Below are 15,854 nucleotides of genomic sequence, written 5' to 3'. Positions count from 1 at the left end.
GAGGGGGAGGTGTGCGCGACGTAGGGTGACGGCGTGCCGGAGGGTCATACCGTTCACCGCATCGCGCGGCAGATGACGCTGGATCTCGTGGGGCGGCCGCTGGCCGTGTCCTCGCCGCAGGGGCGGTTCGCCGCCGGGGCCGCGCGGCTCGACGGGCGGACGATGACGAGCGCGACGGCGGTCGGCAAGCAGCTGTTCGCGACGTTCGACACCGGCGAGGTGCTGCGCGTGCACCTCGGCCTCTACGGCGCGTGGGACCTGTACGGCGACGTCAGCCCGCTCGGCGACGGCGCGCGTGCGCGCAGCAGCCTCGGGGCGCCGCGGGTCCGGCCCGGGGCGGTCATGGACGCGCAGCCCTCGACGCGCCGCCTGCGTATGGGCGAGGGGGAGTCGGAGGTCGCGGTCGACGCGGGCGCGACGTGGCCGCCGCCGCCGATCGGCCAGGTGCGCGTGCGCCTCGACTCGGGGTCCGTGGTCGCGGACCTGCGCGGCCCGACGGCGTGCGAGGTGCTGACCGCGGACGAGGCGGCGCTCGTGCGCGACCGGCTGGGCCCCGACCCGCTGGTGGTGGAGGACGTCGACACGGCGGGCGAGGTCGTCGTCGACCGCGTGACCCGCCGGAACGTGGCCGTGGGGCAGCTGCTCATGGACCAGGCGGTGGTCGCCGGGATCGGCAACATCTACCGGGCGGAGCTGCTGTTCCGTGCGCGGCTCGACCCGTGGACGCCGGGCAGGCGGGTGCCGGCGGACGTCGTGCGGGCGGTCTGGCGCGACTGGACGGGCCTGCTCGCCGACGGCGTGCGCGACGGCATGATCCTCACGCGCGAGGACCTCGACGCCGCCGGGCGCGCGGCCGCGGTGGCCGATCCGACGCTGCGGCACTGGGTCTACGGGCGCGCGGGCCAGCCGTGCCGGGTGTGCGGCACACCCGTCCGCGTCGAGGAGATGGCGACGCGCAAGCTCTACCGCTGCCCCGTCTGCCAGGTCTGACGCCGGGCCGCGGGTCCCGACGTCGGGACGTCAGGCCACCGACGGCGTCCGCTCACCCACCGGGACCTCCGCGGACAGCGTGTTCGCCCGCGTCGCCAGAGGGCAGGACCACGACGCGTCGTACGCGCACGACGGGTTGTACGCGAAGTTCAGGTCGACCACGAGCCGCCCGACGTGGTCGCAGCCGAGGTCGGCGCCCTTGACGGTGTCGAGCAGGTAGCGCCCGCCGCCGAACGTGCCGCGCCCGGCGAGCGCGTCGCGCACCGGCAGGAACAGCCCACCCGCGTACCCGCGCAGCGACCACAGCGTGAGCGTGCCGAGGTCGCCGAGGTCGACGATCCCGACGCGGTCGAACCCGACGACGCCGTCGGCGTCGGTCGCGAGGTCCAGCCGCTGCTCGCCGGCCGGCTGCACCTCGACCTCGAACCGGTAGTCGGGGTCGTACGGTGCGACGTCGAGGCCGACGAACTCCGCGCGCGCGTCGGCCGTCAGCGGCGAGGCGGGATGGGTCGCGAAGAGCTCGTCGCGCTGCTGGACCCAGACCGCGTGCGCGGCCTGGGGGTCGTCGGCGAGCGAGCGCACCAGCGCGTACGTCGCGGCGGTGCGTCGTCGCCAGTCCGCGACCTCCAGGGCGACCGAGAGCGGCGTGGCGGCGTGCATCCGACCACCGTCCCAAGTCCGGGGCCCGGGCGCACGTCGAGGTGCGCCTCAGGGGGACCGGTTCACTCGCCGGAGGCGGCGGACCTCGCGTGCCGCGAGCGCGGCGGCGACGCCCGCGGGGACGAGCGCGAGCGGGCGGCCGCGCGCGGCGACGCCGAGGCAGACGAGCACGACGACGCCGCACACGCCGACGAGCAGCAGCGACGACCACCGCACGGACCGCGGCCCACGTCCGGGCCCCCGCCACCAGTGCACCCGGCCGACGGTACCGGCCGCCCGCCCGTCGCGGCCCGCGCCACCCCGCCCGCCGCGCCCCGGTGCCCCCGTACCGGTCGTGCGACGCTGGCCGGCATGGATCTGCGCATCTTCACCGAGCCCCAGCAGGGTGCCACCTACGACGACGTCCTCGCGGTCGCACGCGCCACCGAGGACCTCGGGTTCGACGCCTTCTTCCGTTCCGACCACTACCTGACGATGGGCGGTGACGGGCTGCCGGGGCCGACGGACGCGTGGACGACCCTCGCGGGCCTCGCACGCGAGACGAGCCGCATCCGCCTGGGCACGCTCGTGTCGTCCGCGACGTTCCGGCACCCCGGCGTGCTGGCGATCCAGGTCGCCCAGGTCGACCAGATGTCCGGTGGGCGCGTCGAGCTGGGCCTGGGTGCGGGGTGGTTCGCGGCCGAGCACACGGCGTACGGCATCCCGTTCCCGGCCAAGCGGTTCGGGCTGCTCACCGAGCAGCTCGAGATCGTCACGGGCCTGTGGGGCACGCCCGTGGGCGGCACGTTCGACCACGCGGGCGACCACTACACGCTGACCGACTCCCCGGCGCTGCCCAAGCCCGTCCAGCGCTCGCCGCTCGACCCGTCGCGTGCCGGCGTGCCGGTCATCGTGGGCGGTGGCGGCCCGACGCGCACGCCGGCGCTGGCGGCGCGGTTCGCCGCCGAGTACAACCAGGCGTTCCCGGAGGTCGCGGCGGTGCCGGGCCGGATCGCCCACGTCCGAGCGGCGTGCACCGCGGCGGGGCGCGACCCGCACACGCTCGTGCAGTCGGTGGCGCTCGTGCTGTGCGTGGGCCGCGACGAGACCGAGTTCGCGCGCCGCGCCGCGGCGATCGGCCGTGAGGTGCCCGAGGTGCGCGAGCACGGCGTCGCGGGCACCCCGGGGGAGGCCGTCGAGCGTCTGACCTGGCTCGCGGAGCAGGGTGTGCAGCGGGTGTACCTGCAGGTCCTGGACCTGGCGGACCTCGAGCACCTGCAGCTGGTGGCGCAGGAGGTCGCACCGCACGTCCCCGGAGCCGCGCTCGCGGGCGCCTGACCGCCGCGGCGGGCCCGCCCCCACCGCCCCAAATGTCCGAATGGTGGGACGTTTGCCGTGCGACACAATTGTTCACAAAGTTGTCATGAAGGCACGTCCCCGCAGGTCGGACGCGGTCCTGAGGCGGTGCGGACGGCCCGTGGGCCGCCCGCACCGCCGACCCGGACGCTCGTCTCGGATGACACCTCCCGGGGCCCCTCGTACCTTCGAGGTCATCCACGGGGGACCGGCCACGGACGGGACCACCGGCCGTCGGCCCCCGTGCACCAGGCGCCAACGAGGCCGTCGTACGACGTCGGTCCACCCGGTCCGACGGCGAGCCGAGCCGACGCACCTGGGGGGCGAACGTGGCCACGACCTTCGACCGACTGATCCTCGACCCACGCCGTACCGACGACACCCGCCTGCGCCCGCAGAGCACCCGCTCGCCCGAGAACGAGGCCACCCAGAGCCCGTCGCTCGTGCTGCTGGTGCTGCTGGCCGCGGCCGGCATCGTCGTGTACGCCGCGTTCCTGCTGAACCCCGCCAACCGGGGTGACTTCCTGCCGTACGTGCTGGTCATCGTCGCCGAGACCGTCCTGGTCGCCCACGCCCTGCTGGCGATGTGGACCGTGCTCTCGGCCGGCTGGAACCCCCGCGGGTTCACGTTCCATCACTCGCAGGAGCGGCTGTACGACCTCGCGGAGATCATCCGCGACGGCGCCGAGCACGAGCCGTGGCGCTGGCAGATGTACATGGACGACCGCCCCGTCGAGGTCGACGTCTTCATCACGACGTACGGCGAGGACCTCGAGACCATCCGCCGGACGGTCACCGCGGCCCTGCGGATCCAGGGCAGGCACCACACGTGGGTGCTCGACGACGGCCGCTCCGACGACGTGCGCGACCTGGCCGCCGAGCTCGGTGCGCGCTACGTGCGCCGGCTGTCCAGCGGCGGCGCCAAGGCGGGCAACATCAACCACGCCCTGTCCCTCGCGCGCGGCGACTACTTCGCGGTGTTCGACGCGGACTTCGTGCCCCGGCCCGGGTTCCTGCACGAGACCGTGCCGTTCTTCGCGACGCAGGACGTCGCGTTCGTCCAGACGCCGCAGACGTACGGCAACTACGACAACGTCATCAGCCGCGGCGCCGGTTACATGCAGGCGGTCTTCTACCGGTTCGTGCAGCCAGGCCGGAACAGGTTCAACGCCGCGTTCTGCGTCGGCACCAACGTCATCTACCGGCGGTCGGCGGTCGACGCGATCGGTGGCATCTACACCGACTCCAAGTCGGAGGACGTGTGGACGTCGCTCATGCTGCACGAGCGCGGCTGGCGCACGGTCTACATCCCCACGACGCTCGCGGTCGGCGACACCCCCGAGACCGTCGAGGCGTACACCAAGCAGCAGCTGCGCTGGGCGACCGGCGGCTTCGAGATCATGCTCACGCACAACCCGCTGTCCCGGAAGCGCAACCTCACGATGGACCAGCGCATCCAGTACCTCGTGACGGCGACGCACTACCTGACGGGCATCGCCCCGCTGCTGCTGCTGCTCGTGCCGCCGCTGGAGATCTACTTCGACCTGTCCCCGATGGACCTGACCATCACGCCCGCGACGTGGGCGCTGTACTACGCCGGGTTCTACGTGCTGCAGATCCTGCTCGCGTTCTACACGCTCGGGTCGTTCCGGTGGGAGGTGCTGCTGCTCGCGTCGGTGTCCTTCCCGATCTACGTGCGTGCGCTGGTCAACGCGGTGCTGCGCCGCGAGCAGGCGTGGCACGTCACAGGACGCAAGGGCGCGTACCGCTCACCGTTCGCGTTCATGGTGCCGCAGGTGCTGTTCTTCCAGTTCCTGCTCCTGACGACCGTGGTCGCCGCGTGGAAGACGTACACGTCGGGCGTGTTCACGCTCGCGCTCGCCTGGAACGCCACCAACACGGTCATCCTGGGCGGCTTCATGGTGACCGCGTGGCGCGAGGGGCGCCGCGGACGCGCCGAGGCGCGCGCCCGGCAGCGGGCGCTCGCGACCCACGACCGAGCCGTCGACGACCTCGCGGCCGACGCGGTCCTGCTCGAGCTGGAGGACGCCCGTACGCCCGCGGCCCGTCTGCTGGAGCGCGCCGAGCTCCTGCGGGCCGACAGCCCCGCAGCAGACGCGCCCCGCCCCGCCGGCGTCGAGCGGCCCGCCGGGCCTGCCGCCGCCCCCGCCGACCGAGAGGTGCAGTCATGACCTGGACCAGCCGCCTGCGACTGCTCGCCGGCATGATCCTCGTGCTCGTCGTCGCCGCCCTGGCGACCTACCAGCTGAACGAGACCCGGGGTCGCGCCACGAGCGACTCGGCGCAGATCCTCGCCGAGACGTACGACGTCGGCAGCCCGTACGCCGGGCTCGTCGCCGACCACCTCGTCGACGTGGGCGACGAGGTCGACGAGGGCGACCCGCTGTTCGTCATCGACTCCGCGGGTCTGACGTACGACCTCGCGCACGGCCTGGTGACGGACCCGCCGGAGTTCACCGAGCTCGACGACCAGGGCCGCCTGGTCGTGCTCGCGAGCGGCGCCGGGCGGGTCACCGGGCTGGCGGCCAAGCGCGGCACGTTCGTGCCGTCGGCGGTCACGCTCGCGACCGTGCAGCGCGCGGACACGCTCTACGTGCAGGGCGAGTACACGCTCACCGCCAAGGAGTACGCGCGCCTGCCGGACGGCGCCGACGTGACGATCACGCTGCCCAACGACGACGTCCTCGAGGGCAACGTCGAGCAGGTCGAGGTCACCACGACCAACGGCCAGGCGCAGGCGGTCGTGCGCGTGGCGAGCGACGAGCTCGTCGACGGCGCCGGCAACGGCCTGGTCTCGGCAGGCACGCCCGTGGTGGTGCAGGTCGCGCTGTCGAACGACGGCGTCGTGACGACCGTCGCCGGCAAGGTGCGCACGTACGTCGAGCGGCTGCTCGGGTGACGGCGGACCGCACGGTCCGGCTCGGCACGCCGCGCGTGCTCGTCGCGGCGGGCGTGGTCGTCGTGCTCGTCGCGGTCGCGCTCCTGGTCGCCCGCCCGTGGGCGCAGGGGACGATCGCCCCCGCGGCGGGCGGCCCCGGGGGTGCGCCGGCCGCACCGCTCGTCGGCCCTGACGACGCGCCGCCGCCGGACGTCGACACCGCGGCGCTGACGAGCGCGCTCACCCAGGCCGACGACGCGAAGGTCCACGCCCCGCGGCTCGCCGAGGGTCTCACGCCGCCGTCGAACCGCTGGTACTCGGGCCTGGTCTTCGGCGACGAGCCGCTGCCGGTCTTCCCGCTGCCCCTGTCGTTTGCGCTCACGGACGGCGGCTTCACGATCGGCCTGCCGGACCCGGTGACGAGCGAGCGGGCGGTCGTCGGGCCCCACGTCCCTGCCGTCACGGTCGACGTCGGCGCGGCGTCCTCGCAGGTGGTCGCCGCGGACCCGGTCGCGGTCACGGCACGCCTGCTCGACGCGGGCGGCGACGCGCTCGGGGACGTCACGGTGGCGGCCGGCTCGCCGTTCGTCTCGTTCACGGCGGCACAGGAGGTCGAGGTCGGTGCCGGGAACGGGTTCGACGCGCTCGTGGACGGCGTCACGACGGGCGACCTCGGCGGGACGACGTGGGGCCTGGCGGTGTCGGACGGCTCGCTCGCCGGCGGTGCCCTGACGCTGCCCGCCGGTGCCACCGCGGCGTGGTACGCGCTGCCCGACGACCCGTCCGACGACGCCGCGGCGGTCCTGGCGGCCGCCGCCGTCGACCCTGTCGTCGGCGTCGACGTCACCTACGGCGTGGACGACGACGTGGCCCGCACGACGCTGACGTACCGCACGGCCCGCGCGACGCCCAGCGCCCACGTCCTCATGCGCCACCACACCACCGGCGAGCAGCCGGAGCGCGAGGGGTGCGGCCTCGGCACGTACCGCAGCGTCCACGGCACGCTCGAGCTGTGCGCGGGCTCGACGCTCACGTCGTTCGCGCCCACCCTGCGCCCCACGGGCACGCTCGACCTCGACGACGTCGACGACGAGCGGCGCGCCGCGATCGTCGCGCAGGTCGAGGAGGACGTGGCAGCGACCGACGTGTTCGACGCCGACACGTACTTCGGCGGGAAGGACCTGTACCGCGCGGCGACCCTGGTGGTGCTGGGCGAGCAGCTCGGCGCGGACGACCGCGTGGCGGGGCTGCGCACCCGCGTCGCGGACGCGCTGCGCGAGTGGTCCGAACCGACGGGCTGCGACGAGCGCGCCGCGCGCTGCTTCGTCTACGACGAGGCCGCGCGGTCCGTCGTCGGGCGCACCCCGTCGTTCGGGTCCGAGGAGCTCAACGACCACCACTTCCACTACGGCTACCTGCTGTCCGCCGCCGGCCTGCTGGGAGCGGACGACCCGGACCTCGTCGACGACCTGCGGCCCGTCATGGACGCGCTGGCGGCCGACGTCGCGGCGGCCCAGCCGTCCGACGCGCTGCCCCAGCTGCGGACGTTCGACCCGTACGCGGGCCACGCCTGGGCGTCCGGCACGTCGCCGTTCGCCGACGGCAACAACCAGGAGTCCGCCTCCGAGGCCGTCAACGCGTGGAACGGCCTGGGCCTGTGGGCGCAGGTGTCCGGGCAGGACGACCTGCTGACGCAGGCCACGTGGCTCGCGTCCACCGAGGCGGCGTCCGCACGCGACTACTGGACGGACCCGGATCTCGACGACCCCGTGATGGACGGGTACGAGCACCGGGTCGTCGCCCTCACGTGGGGCGGAAAGCGCGACTGGGCGACGTGGTTCAGCGCCGAGCCCAGCGCGATGCTCGGCATCCTGCTCATCCCTATGAACCCGGCGTCGGACTGGCTCGCGGTGGACGTCGAGCCCGAGCAGATCCTGGCGTCGGTCGCGGAGGCCGCCCCCGACGGCCCGGACGTGATGTTCGGCGACTACCTGCTGATGTACCGCGCGCTCGCCGGCCCCGACGAGGCCGCCGACGCGTGGGACGACGCGGTCGCGCTACCCGACACCTCGATCGACGACGGGAGCTCCCGCGCCTACCTGCTCGCCTGGCTCGCGGCCCACGGCGCCTGACCCGTCGGCGGCCGGACCCTCCCCGGCCGCCGGCGAGCTCCCGTCCGTCGGTACGGCGGCGTCGCTCCGCGCCCCGGCGGCGTCCGCCGGCGCCGTCAGCCGGACGAGCTGCCGCACGGCGACGACCAGCAGGACGACCACGGCGAGGTTGCGCGCCGCGAGCAGGAACGTCGGAGCGGGCACACCCCCGACGATGCTGTCGTAGTTCCACGGGTACGCGAGCTGTGTCGCCCCGGCGACGGCCAGCACCCCCCACGCCGACACGCCCCACCTGGGCAGGCCGAGCGCGAGGGCCACGGCCACCGCGGGGGCGAGCCACGCGGTGAACTGCGGGCTGCCGACCTTGTTCGTCACGAGCAGCACGAGCGTGAGGGCGAACGCGCCGCGCACGACGAAGTCGGTGCGCAGCGCGGTGTCGGTCCACAGGCGCTCACCCGCGCGACGGCGCACCCACCACAGCAGCACCGTGAGCGCGAGCACCGCGACGAGCAGCGCGGGCGTGGCGGCGTCGGCGACGGCCCGCGCACCCGGCGCGCTGATCTCGAACGTGTAGATCTGGTCGTCGTAGGCGCGGGACACCTGGTCGGACCACAGCCCCCAGACGAGGAAGGGCGTCGAGAGGACCGACTCGATCTGCAGGTCACGCTGACCCTGCGCGGTGACGAACGACAGCACGTGCGCCGCGCCACCGCGCGCGACCACCGTCCCGACCACGAGCGCGCACACGGCGAGGGCGGGGGCGACGACGTCGCGCAGGGGCCGGCGCGCCGCGAGCAGCAGGGGGAGCACCGAGGCGCCGGGGGCGACCTTGACCCAGGCGCCCGCGGTGAGCAGCGCCGCGGAGACCCGGGGGCGGGAGAGCGCCACGAGGAGCGCGACGACGGTGAGCGGCGCGACGAACCCGTCGAGACGCCCCAGGCCCGCCGGACCCAGCAGGGCGACGAAACCGACGAACCACAGCGCCGCGACCCGTCCGCGCGGGCGGCGCAGCAGCAGACCGACCGCCGCGGCGTTCAGCACCGCGACGAGCACCAGCCACGCCAGGTAGTAGTGGCCGCCGTCGTCGAGCCCGGCGAACCCCCCGACGAGCATCGGCACGACGGCGCCCGCGGGGTAGACCCACTCGTAGTCGACGACCGGCCAGCTGCCGTCGAAGAACGCCATGTAGGCCCACCAGCGGTACATCCCGAGGTCGCCGAGCGTCCAGTCCCACACCTTGAGCCCGACGTGGGCGACCCACGCGTGGGCGAGGACGAACGCGAGCCACAGGAGCGGGGTGCGCCACTGCTCCGGTGGCACGGCCCGCGCGAGCGGTCCGGGTCCGGTGCGATGCGGTGCCCCCGACGGTGCGGACATCGATGCCCCTTGCCTCGGTGTGACGGTGCCGCGACAGGCTACGCCAGGACGCCCGCACACGGGACGAGACGGGACATGTGCACCGGCACCACCGCGGACGTCGTGCACCGGACGTCCGTCCCTGCCGCTCCCGCGCCGTGGTCGCTACCCTCGCGACGGGTGGGCGACGACCACGCGACACGAGGAGCGCACATGAGCGGCTGGGGCTGGACCGTGCACGGCGACGGGCGGACGGTGTCACCCGGTGAGGTGGTCGCGCCGCAGGAGCGCCTCGCGTGGGGGCGCACCATCGGCATCGGCATGCAGCACGTCGTCGCGATGTTCGGCGCGACGTTCCTCGTGCCCCTCCTCACGGACTTCTCGCCGCAGACCACGCTGTTCTTCTCGGCGCTCGGCACGGCCGTGTTCCTCCTGGTCACGCGCAACCGGCTGCCCAGCTACCTGGGCTCGAGCTTCGCGTTCATCGCACCCGTCACCGCGGCGGCGGCCGGCGGCGGGGAGTCTGTCGCGGTCGGCGGCATCCTGGTCACGGGCCTCGCACTGGCGGCCGTCGGCGTCGTCGCGCACCTCGCGGGCACCGGGTGGATCGACGCGCTCATGCCGCCCGTCGTCACCGGCACGATCGTCGCGCTCATCGGCCTCAACCTCGCGCCCGCCGCGTGGGGGTCGTGCGGCGAGGACGGCTCGTGCAGCGGCTTCCGCGCCGCCCCCGTGACCGCGACGGTCACGCTGCTCGCGATCGTCCTGGTCACGGTGCTGTTCCGCGGCATCCTCGGGCGGCTGTCGATCCTCGTCGGCGTGCTCGTCGGGTACGCCGTGGCACTGCTGCGCGGCGAGGTCGACCTCGACGCCGTCCGCGAGGCCGCCTGGGTCGGGCTGCCGCCGTTCGTCACGCCGACGTTCGACGCGAGCGTGCTCGGCCTGTTCCTCCCCGTCGTCCTCGTGCTCGTCGCCGAGAACGTCGGCCACGTGAAGTCGGTGGCCGCCATGACCGGCAAGGACCTCGACCCGCTCGTCGGCCGCGCGCTCCTGGCGGACGGGGTGGCGACCACGCTCGCGGGCGTCGGCGGCGGGTCCGGCACGACGACGTACGCCGAGAACATCGGCGTCATGGCCGCGTCGCGCGTGTACTCGACGGCCGCCTACTGGGTCGCTGCCGCGACCGCGCTCGTGCTCGCGCTGTCACCGAAGTTCGGTGCCGTCGTCGCCACGATCCCCGCGGGCGTGCTCGGCGGCGCCGCGACCGTGCTCTACGGCATGATCGGCCTGCTCGGCGCACGGATCTGGGTGCAGAACCGCGTCGACTTCTCCGCGCCCGTCAACCTCATGCCGGCGGCCGTCGCGCTCATCGTGGGCATCGCGAACTTCACGTGGACCGCCGGCGACCTGCGCTTCGAGGGCATCGCGATCGGCACCGCCGTCGCGATCGGGCTCTACCACCTCATGCGGGTCGTGGCGCGGTGGCGGGGGACGCACGACGAGCCCGCGACGCCCGCGTCCGTGCCCGGCGGGGACGAGCTCACGCGCGACCGCGTCGAGGAGGAGCGGACGCACTGACCCGGGGCGCACTGACCCGGGCCGGGACGCACTGACCCGGGCGAGCACGGTCGTCGGGCCGGCGCGCGCCGTCGCGGGTCCGCGCGCGTCGCGGGTCTGCGCGCGACGCGTGGGGGCGCTCAGCCCTCCGCGCCGCCCTCGGCCCCGGCGTCCTCGCCGACGACCTCCTCGCCCGCCGGAGCCTCGCCCGCGGGAGCCTCGCCCGCGGGCGTCTCGGCGGCCTGCTCCGCGGCGGCCGTCAGCTCCGCGAAGGGCGTGCAGCCCTCGGGGCCCTCGAGCGGCACCGCCGGGTCGAGCAGGACCGCCTCGGGCGGCACCAGGCCGGGGAAGTCCTTGCCGATGATGAGGTCGACCTCCGCCGTCTCGCGCGGGTCGTTCTGCAGGACCGCACCGTCCACGTAGGCCTTGAGCGTGTACGCCGCGGCGCTGCCTGCCGGGCCGTAGATGATGCGCGCGATGCCGGACAGGTCCGCCGGCGCGTTCTCGGTGACGCCGATGACGAAGCCGCGCTCGGCGAGCTGGCCCGCGGTCGTCCCGGCGAGCCCGCCGATCCCGGCGCCGTTGTAGACGTCGACCGTGATCTGGTCGGTGGGCACGGGCATCGCGCCCTCGGGCGGGCAGTAGGTGGCGTCCGCGACCGCGTCGACGGTCGGCACGGCCGTGAACTCCCGCTCGAGGAACGGCAGCGAGAGGCTGTCGGTGTACAAGGCCGCGGCACCCAGGCCGGCGACCGCCAGGCACGCGAGCAGCACACCGAACACGACCGCCTGGCGCTCGTGCATGTGACGGCGGCGCAGCGCTCGCGCCCGCTCGTAGTCGCTCACGACGTCCCGCCCTCCACCCACCGGCGCCACCACGCGCTCACGTCAGCACCAGCACCCGGGCGTGCAGCAGCGCTCGCTGCTGGAGCGCGGCCCGCACCGCCCGGTGCAGCCCGTCCTCGAGGTACATGATCCCCTTGTACTCCACCACGTGGGCGAACAGGTCCCCGTAGAACGTCGAGTCCTCGGCGAGCAGCGCCTCGAGGTCGAGCGTGCGCTTGGTCGTGACCAGGAGGTCGAGCCGGACCTGCCGCGGCGGGACGTCCGCCCACTGCGCGGGCGTCGTCAACCCGTGGTCGGGGTACGGGCGCCCCTCGCCGACGGCCTTGAAGATCACGGCCCGAGTGTAGAGGGTGCACGGGGCGGGTCCGCGGGCCGTCCGGCGCGCGTCACCCGGGCGGTCGGTGCGGCAGCCGGAGGACCTGTGGACGGAGCCGGCCCGGGCGTGCCGCCCGGTCGGTACAGTCGCGGCCATGCCGTCCCTGTACGCGCTCAAGCCCTGGTACACCCGGCGGCTGCACCGGTTCGTCGCCGGCGCGGTCGCCCGCGGGACGTCGCCGGACGTCTTCACGGTGGTGGGGGTCGCGGCCGCGCTGGGGGCGGGTGTGGCGATCGCGCTGGGGTGGTGGCCGCCGGCGCTGCTGCTGCTCGCGGCGCGCCTCGCGGGCGCGAACCTCGACGGCGCTGTCGCCCGGGCGCGCGGGGTCGCACGCCCCTGGGGATTCGTCCTCAACGAGGTGGGCGACCGCGCGTCCGACCTCCTGGTGTTCGCGGGCCTGGCCGTGCTCGCGGTGCGCGCGGGCGGTGACGCCGTCGCCGGGCTGACGCCGCTCGCCTGGGTCCTGGTGGCGGCGCTGGCCGCGACGCTGCCGACGTTCGTGTCGCTCGCCGGGGCCGGGGCCGGCGCGCCGCGCCTCAACGGCGGCCCGCTCGGCAAGACCGAGCGCTGCGCCTTCGCGGTCCTCGCCGCCGGTGTGCCGTCGCTGCTGCCGGGGATCGCCGTGGTCGTCGTGGTGGGCTCGCTGCTGACGAGCGTCGTGCGCGCGCGTCGCGTCCACGCCGCGCTCGCGGCGGGGGCGGCCGGGTGAGCCTCGACCCGTCGCAGCGTCCCGGGGTGCTCGACCCGCTCGCCGCGTGGACGGGCCTCGACCGCACCGCCTACGCGCTCGACCTGAGTCTCGGCGGCCGGCACGTCGACCTCGACGGTCGGGCGGTGTTCCTCCTGGCGCTCACCGCGGGGATCCTCGCGGTCGCCGCCGTGCCCGTCCTCGCGTCCCGCACGCCGGAGCTGCGACGTCGCTGGACGACGTGGGTGCTGATCCTGCCGGTCATCGGCATCCCCATGTGGCTCGGGCCCGGCCCCACGGCCCTGCTCGCGGCGCTCCTCGCGCTGCAGGCCGTCCGCGAGTTCGCCACGATGACCCGGCTGCCGCGCCCCGAGACCGCCCTCCTGCTGGTCCTCGCGGTCGTGTACCCGCTCGCCGCGTGGCTCGAGCCCGACCTGCTGGCCCTCGTGCCGCTCGTCGCGCTGCTGTGCGCGGTGCCCGCGGTGCTCACGGGCGACGTCGAGCGCGGCGTCGAGCGGGCGACGGGTGCGGCGTTCGGGTCGATCTGGTTGTGCTGGTCGCTCGCGCACCTCGTGCTCGTCGGGTCCGACGCGTTCCTGCTGTGCTTCGCGGCTGCCGCGACCGACGTCGCCGCGTGGTGCGGCGGGCGGGGGCTCAGGCGGTTCGCGTGGGCGCGACGCCCGCTGTCGCCGTTGAGCCCGAGCAAGACGGTCGGCGGGCTGGTGGGCGCGGCCGTGGGTGGCACGATCGTGCTGGTCGTCCTGGGTGCGGTCTCGCTCGGGCTCGTGGTGGCGGTGGTGCTCGGCGGCGTGGGAGGTGACCTGGTGGAGTCGATGGTGAAGCGGCGCGCGGGCGTCAAGGACGCGGGCACGTGGTTGCCCGGCTTCGGAGGGCTGCTCGACCGGGTGGACTCGCTGCTGCTCGTCCTGCCGCTCGCGTGGGTGCTCGCGTGAGCGCGGACCGGCCCGGCGCCACCGACGCGCCCGGCACCCCTGCGGAGCAGGCCGAGGAGGCCCACCACCGCACGCCCGCGGAGACGTTCGAGCGCCTGCGCCGGCGCGTCGGCCTGCCGCCCGGCTTCAACCTGGCCGGCGCCGTGCGGCACACGCTGTGGCGCACCACGTTCCACCTCGTCGGCGGCTTCCGGGTCGTCGGTTCGGCACCGTACGAGGCGATGGTCGTCGTCGCCAACCACCAGTCCCACGCGGACACCCCGGCGCTCATCGCGGCGTTCCCCGCGCCGTACAAGCCGGTCGTCGTCGCGGCCGGGGACTACTGGTTCGACAAGCCGTGGAAGGCGCGCGTGCTCAAGCTCGCGATCGGCGCGGTACCGGTGCAGCGGCACGGCGGCGGTGGGTACGAGTCGCTCATCGAGGGCGCGACGCAGGTGCTCGGCAGCGGGTCGAGCCTGCTCGTCTTCCCCGAGGGCACGCGCTCGACGGACGGCCGGCTGGGCCGGTTCCGCAGCGGGGCGCTGCGCATCGCGCAGGAGTTCGACGTGCCGATCCTGCCCGTGGCGGTGGTCGGCACGCGCGAGCTGCTCGCGAAGAAGGGGCGGCTCACCCCGGGGCCCGTGGAGGTCCGCGTCGGGCACCCGGTGAACCCGCACGAGCTCACCGACATGCGGCCGCTCGTCGCGCAGATCGAGGGCATGCTCGCCGCCGGCCCGCCCGTGCCGTCGCGCTCCCGCACGTGGCGGGTGCTCCGCAACGTCATGTCCGGCCCGGCCGGCATGGTCGGCGCCGTCGCCTGGGGGTTCGCCGAGGCGGTGAGCCTGCCCGTCACCTCCGAGATGTACCTCGTCCTCGTCGCGGCGTCGCACCCGCGCCGCGTGCTGCCGGCCGCCGGCTGCCTCGCGGTCGGGTCCGTCGCCGGCGTGCTCGTCACTCGCGCGCTCACGGCGCGCGGCGCGCGCCCGCCCGCGCCGCTGACGACGCCCGCGATGCGCTCGCGGGCCGCTGCCGACCTGGCCGCGGCCGGTGCGCGGGGCATCTGGCGGCAGGCGCTCAACGGCGTCCCGGTCAAGGTGTACGCGGCCGAGGCGGGTGCGGCGCGCGTGCCCGTCGGGCCGCTGGCGCTGCACGCGCTCGGGGCGCGGGGCGCGCGCTCGCTGGCCGTCGGCGCGGTGGTCGGGGCGACGGCCGGCGCCGCCGCCCCGGTGCTGCGCAGGTTCTACGGGCCGTACCTCGCCGTCGCGGGTGCGACGTTCGCGGTGGGTCTGGCGGCCGTCGTGCGCCGCTGGAGCCGCTGACGACTCAGCGCGGCAGCAGGGACAGCGCGCCGGCGACGAGCACGGCGACCAGGGGGAGCGCGACGCTCAGGGCGAGCGACGTGAGCCGAGACCGTGGCGTGGGCGGGGTATCGGCGTCGTCCGGGGTGCGGATCGGGTCGTCGGTCGCGCCGCTGAGGTGGAGCGCGACGGCCCCGGCGACGAGCAGCAGTGCGCTGACCACGACGAGCGACGCGGACGGTGCCGCCATCGGGGCGTCCGGGACGAGTGCGGTGAGGGCGGCGAGCGCCCCCGTCACCGCCGTGCCGACGATCCCGGCCTGCCACCACCGGGCCCGGGTGAACCAGCTCAGGACCCGCGGGGGAGCCAGATACAGCATCACAGCGACGAGCAGGATGAGCGCCACCGTCACCGCCGCGCCCCGTCCGACCACCAGGTCCTCGCCGTGCAGCCACGGTGGTGCCGACCACACGACCCCCATGACGCCGGCGGTCTGCGTCACGATGGCGGCGATGTCGCGCAGCGGCCTGCGCCGGCGGGTCGGCAGGGCCGCCGCGAGCTCACGCGCGTACGCGGCCGGCTCACCGAACGCGCTGCGGGCGTCATCGCCGGAGTCCGCGCAGTAGGCCTCGACCTCGCCGAGGGCCTCGCCGATCGCCCCGCCGGGGACGTCGTGCATGCGCAGCTCGACGACGAACGCGTCGCGCCACGCCGGCTCGACGTGCGGGGCGAGGGTGTGCGCAGGTGCCGTCATGGGGTCCTCCGTGCTCGGGGCCGGGTGGGCGGGTGGGTGCGTGGTCGCGCCGG

At 75.1% G+C, this 15,854-nt stretch carries 15 protein-coding genes; 9 read left to right on the top strand and 6 right to left on the bottom strand.

What is annotated here, in order from left to right:
• The first annotated feature begins 33 nt into the window (after positions 1–33).
• A complete protein-coding gene (locus tag CFLA_RS15945) occupies positions 34–990 on the top strand; it encodes an Fpg/Nei family DNA glycosylase (protein ID WP_043599160.1) in 957 nt (318 codons plus the stop codon).
• A 30-nt stretch (positions 991–1,020) separates the two neighbouring features.
• Here CFLA_RS15945 and CFLA_RS15940 read toward each other — a convergent pair whose 3' ends face one another.
• Together CFLA_RS15940 and CFLA_RS20540 are read right to left on the bottom strand one after the other, a co-directional pair.
• Positions 1,021–1,650, bottom strand: coding sequence for a DUF1684 domain-containing protein (locus CFLA_RS15940; RefSeq protein ID WP_013118370.1), 630 nt, complete (start codon positions 1,648–1,650; stop codon positions 1,021–1,023).
• A 48-nt stretch (positions 1,651–1,698) separates the two neighbouring features.
• Positions 1,699–1,905, bottom strand: coding sequence for a hypothetical protein (locus tag CFLA_RS20540; RefSeq protein ID WP_187291305.1), 207 nt, complete (start codon positions 1,903–1,905; stop codon positions 1,699–1,701).
• A 96-nt stretch (positions 1,906–2,001) separates the two neighbouring features.
• Between CFLA_RS20540 and CFLA_RS15935 the strand changes: the two genes are divergently transcribed.
• From CFLA_RS15935 to CFLA_RS15920, 4 genes are all read left to right on the top strand, one after another.
• Positions 2,002–2,967, top strand: coding sequence for an LLM class F420-dependent oxidoreductase (locus CFLA_RS15935; RefSeq protein WP_013118368.1), 966 nt, complete (start codon positions 2,002–2,004; stop codon positions 2,965–2,967).
• Between the two features lie 347 nt (positions 2,968–3,314).
• Positions 3,315–5,177 carry a glycosyltransferase family 2 protein gene (locus tag CFLA_RS15930; RefSeq protein ID WP_013118367.1) on the top strand — a complete coding sequence of 621 codons (1,863 nt, stop codon included), beginning with the start codon at positions 3,315–3,317 and terminating at the stop codon, positions 5,175–5,177.
• Entirely contained in the window at positions 5,174–5,905 is a 732-nt protein-coding gene (locus CFLA_RS15925) for an HlyD family efflux transporter periplasmic adaptor subunit (protein ID WP_013118366.1), read from the top strand. Before CFLA_RS15930 ends, CFLA_RS15925 begins: the two co-directional genes overlap by 4 nt.
• The gene (locus CFLA_RS15920) at positions 5,902–8,016 is read left to right on the top strand and encodes a glycosyl hydrolase (RefSeq protein WP_013118365.1); all 2,115 of its coding nucleotides are present in this window, start codon (positions 5,902–5,904) and stop codon (positions 8,014–8,016) included. Before CFLA_RS15925 ends, CFLA_RS15920 begins: the two co-directional genes overlap by 4 nt.
• On the opposite strand, the gene CFLA_RS15915 is transcribed toward CFLA_RS15920, so the two are convergent.
• Positions 7,942–9,372, bottom strand: coding sequence for a glycosyltransferase 87 family protein (locus CFLA_RS15915; RefSeq protein ID WP_013118364.1), 1,431 nt, complete (start codon positions 9,370–9,372; stop codon positions 7,942–7,944). The two genes, CFLA_RS15920 and CFLA_RS15915, sit on opposite strands and share 75 nt — an antisense overlap.
• A gap of 192 nt (positions 9,373–9,564) precedes the next feature.
• On the opposite strand from CFLA_RS15915, the gene CFLA_RS15910 reads away from it, so the two are divergent.
• Positions 9,565–10,929 carry a uracil-xanthine permease family protein gene (locus CFLA_RS15910; RefSeq protein WP_013118363.1) on the top strand — a complete coding sequence of 455 codons (1,365 nt, stop codon included), beginning with the start codon at positions 9,565–9,567 and terminating at the stop codon, positions 10,927–10,929.
• Between the two features lie 119 nt (positions 10,930–11,048).
• Here the strand turns inward: CFLA_RS15910 and CFLA_RS15905 are convergent, their stop codons facing one another.
• Together CFLA_RS15905 and CFLA_RS15900 are read right to left on the bottom strand one after the other, a co-directional pair.
• Positions 11,049–11,753, bottom strand: coding sequence for a LytR C-terminal domain-containing protein (locus CFLA_RS15905; protein WP_013118362.1), 705 nt, complete (start codon positions 11,751–11,753; stop codon positions 11,049–11,051).
• 37 nt (positions 11,754–11,790) lie between these two features.
• On the bottom strand, positions 11,791–12,087 hold the full coding sequence (locus tag CFLA_RS15900; protein ID WP_013118361.1) for a hypothetical protein: 297 nt from the start codon (positions 12,085–12,087) through the stop codon (positions 11,791–11,793).
• A gap of 136 nt (positions 12,088–12,223) precedes the next feature.
• On the opposite strand from CFLA_RS15900, the gene CFLA_RS15895 reads away from it, so the two are divergent.
• The 3 genes from CFLA_RS15895 to CFLA_RS15885 are packed head-to-tail and all read left to right on the top strand — an operon-like array spanning position 12,224 to position 15,068.
• Positions 12,224–12,838, top strand: a complete 615-nt coding sequence (locus CFLA_RS15895) for a CDP-alcohol phosphatidyltransferase family protein (RefSeq protein WP_013118360.1) — start codon at positions 12,224–12,226, stop codon at positions 12,836–12,838.
• A complete protein-coding gene (locus CFLA_RS15890; RefSeq protein ID WP_013118359.1) occupies positions 12,835–13,770 on the top strand; it encodes a phosphatidate cytidylyltransferase in 936 nt (311 codons plus the stop codon). The genes CFLA_RS15895 and CFLA_RS15890 overlap by 4 nt, the downstream gene beginning before the upstream one ends.
• The gene (locus CFLA_RS15885) at positions 13,767–15,068 is read left to right on the top strand and encodes a lysophospholipid acyltransferase family protein (protein WP_013118358.1); all 1,302 of its coding nucleotides are present in this window, start codon (positions 13,767–13,769) and stop codon (positions 15,066–15,068) included. The genes CFLA_RS15890 and CFLA_RS15885 overlap by 4 nt, the downstream gene beginning before the upstream one ends.
• A gap of 4 nt (positions 15,069–15,072) precedes the next feature.
• On the opposite strand, the gene CFLA_RS15880 is transcribed toward CFLA_RS15885, so the two are convergent.
• Entirely contained in the window at positions 15,073–15,801 is a 729-nt protein-coding gene (locus tag CFLA_RS15880) for a hypothetical protein (protein ID WP_013118357.1), read from the bottom strand.
• Positions 15,802–15,854 lie beyond the last annotated feature (53 nt).

This window comes from Cellulomonas flavigena DSM 20109, assembly GCF_000092865.1.
GTDB classification, from domain to species: Bacteria; Actinomycetota; Actinomycetes; order Actinomycetales; family Cellulomonadaceae; genus Cellulomonas; species Cellulomonas flavigena.
This window is presented reverse-complemented; position numbering and strand designations above follow the sequence as displayed.

Bases quoted from the DNA above. Each gene is read 5' to 3' on its own strand.
- CFLA_RS15880 (WP_013118357.1), bottom strand. From the start codon at position 15,801: ATGACGGCACCTGCGCACACCCTCGCCCCGCACGTCGAGCCGGCGTGG.
- CFLA_RS15895 (WP_013118360.1), top strand. From the start codon at position 12,224: ATGCCGTCCCTGTACGCGCTCAAGCCCTGGTACACCCGGCGGCTGCAC.
- CFLA_RS15935 (WP_013118368.1), top strand. From the start codon at position 2,002: ATGGATCTGCGCATCTTCACCGAGCCCCAGCAGGGTGCCACCTACGAC.
- CFLA_RS15925 (WP_013118366.1), top strand. From the start codon at position 5,174: ATGACCTGGACCAGCCGCCTGCGACTGCTCGCCGGCATGATCCTCGTG.
- CFLA_RS15910 (WP_013118363.1), top strand. From the start codon at position 9,565: ATGAGCGGCTGGGGCTGGACCGTGCACGGCGACGGGCGGACGGTGTCA.
- CFLA_RS15915 (WP_013118364.1), bottom strand. From the start codon at position 9,372: ATGTCCGCACCGTCGGGGGCACCGCATCGCACCGGACCCGGACCGCTC.
- CFLA_RS15940 (WP_013118370.1), bottom strand. From the start codon at position 1,650: ATGCACGCCGCCACGCCGCTCTCGGTCGCCCTGGAGGTCGCGGACTGG.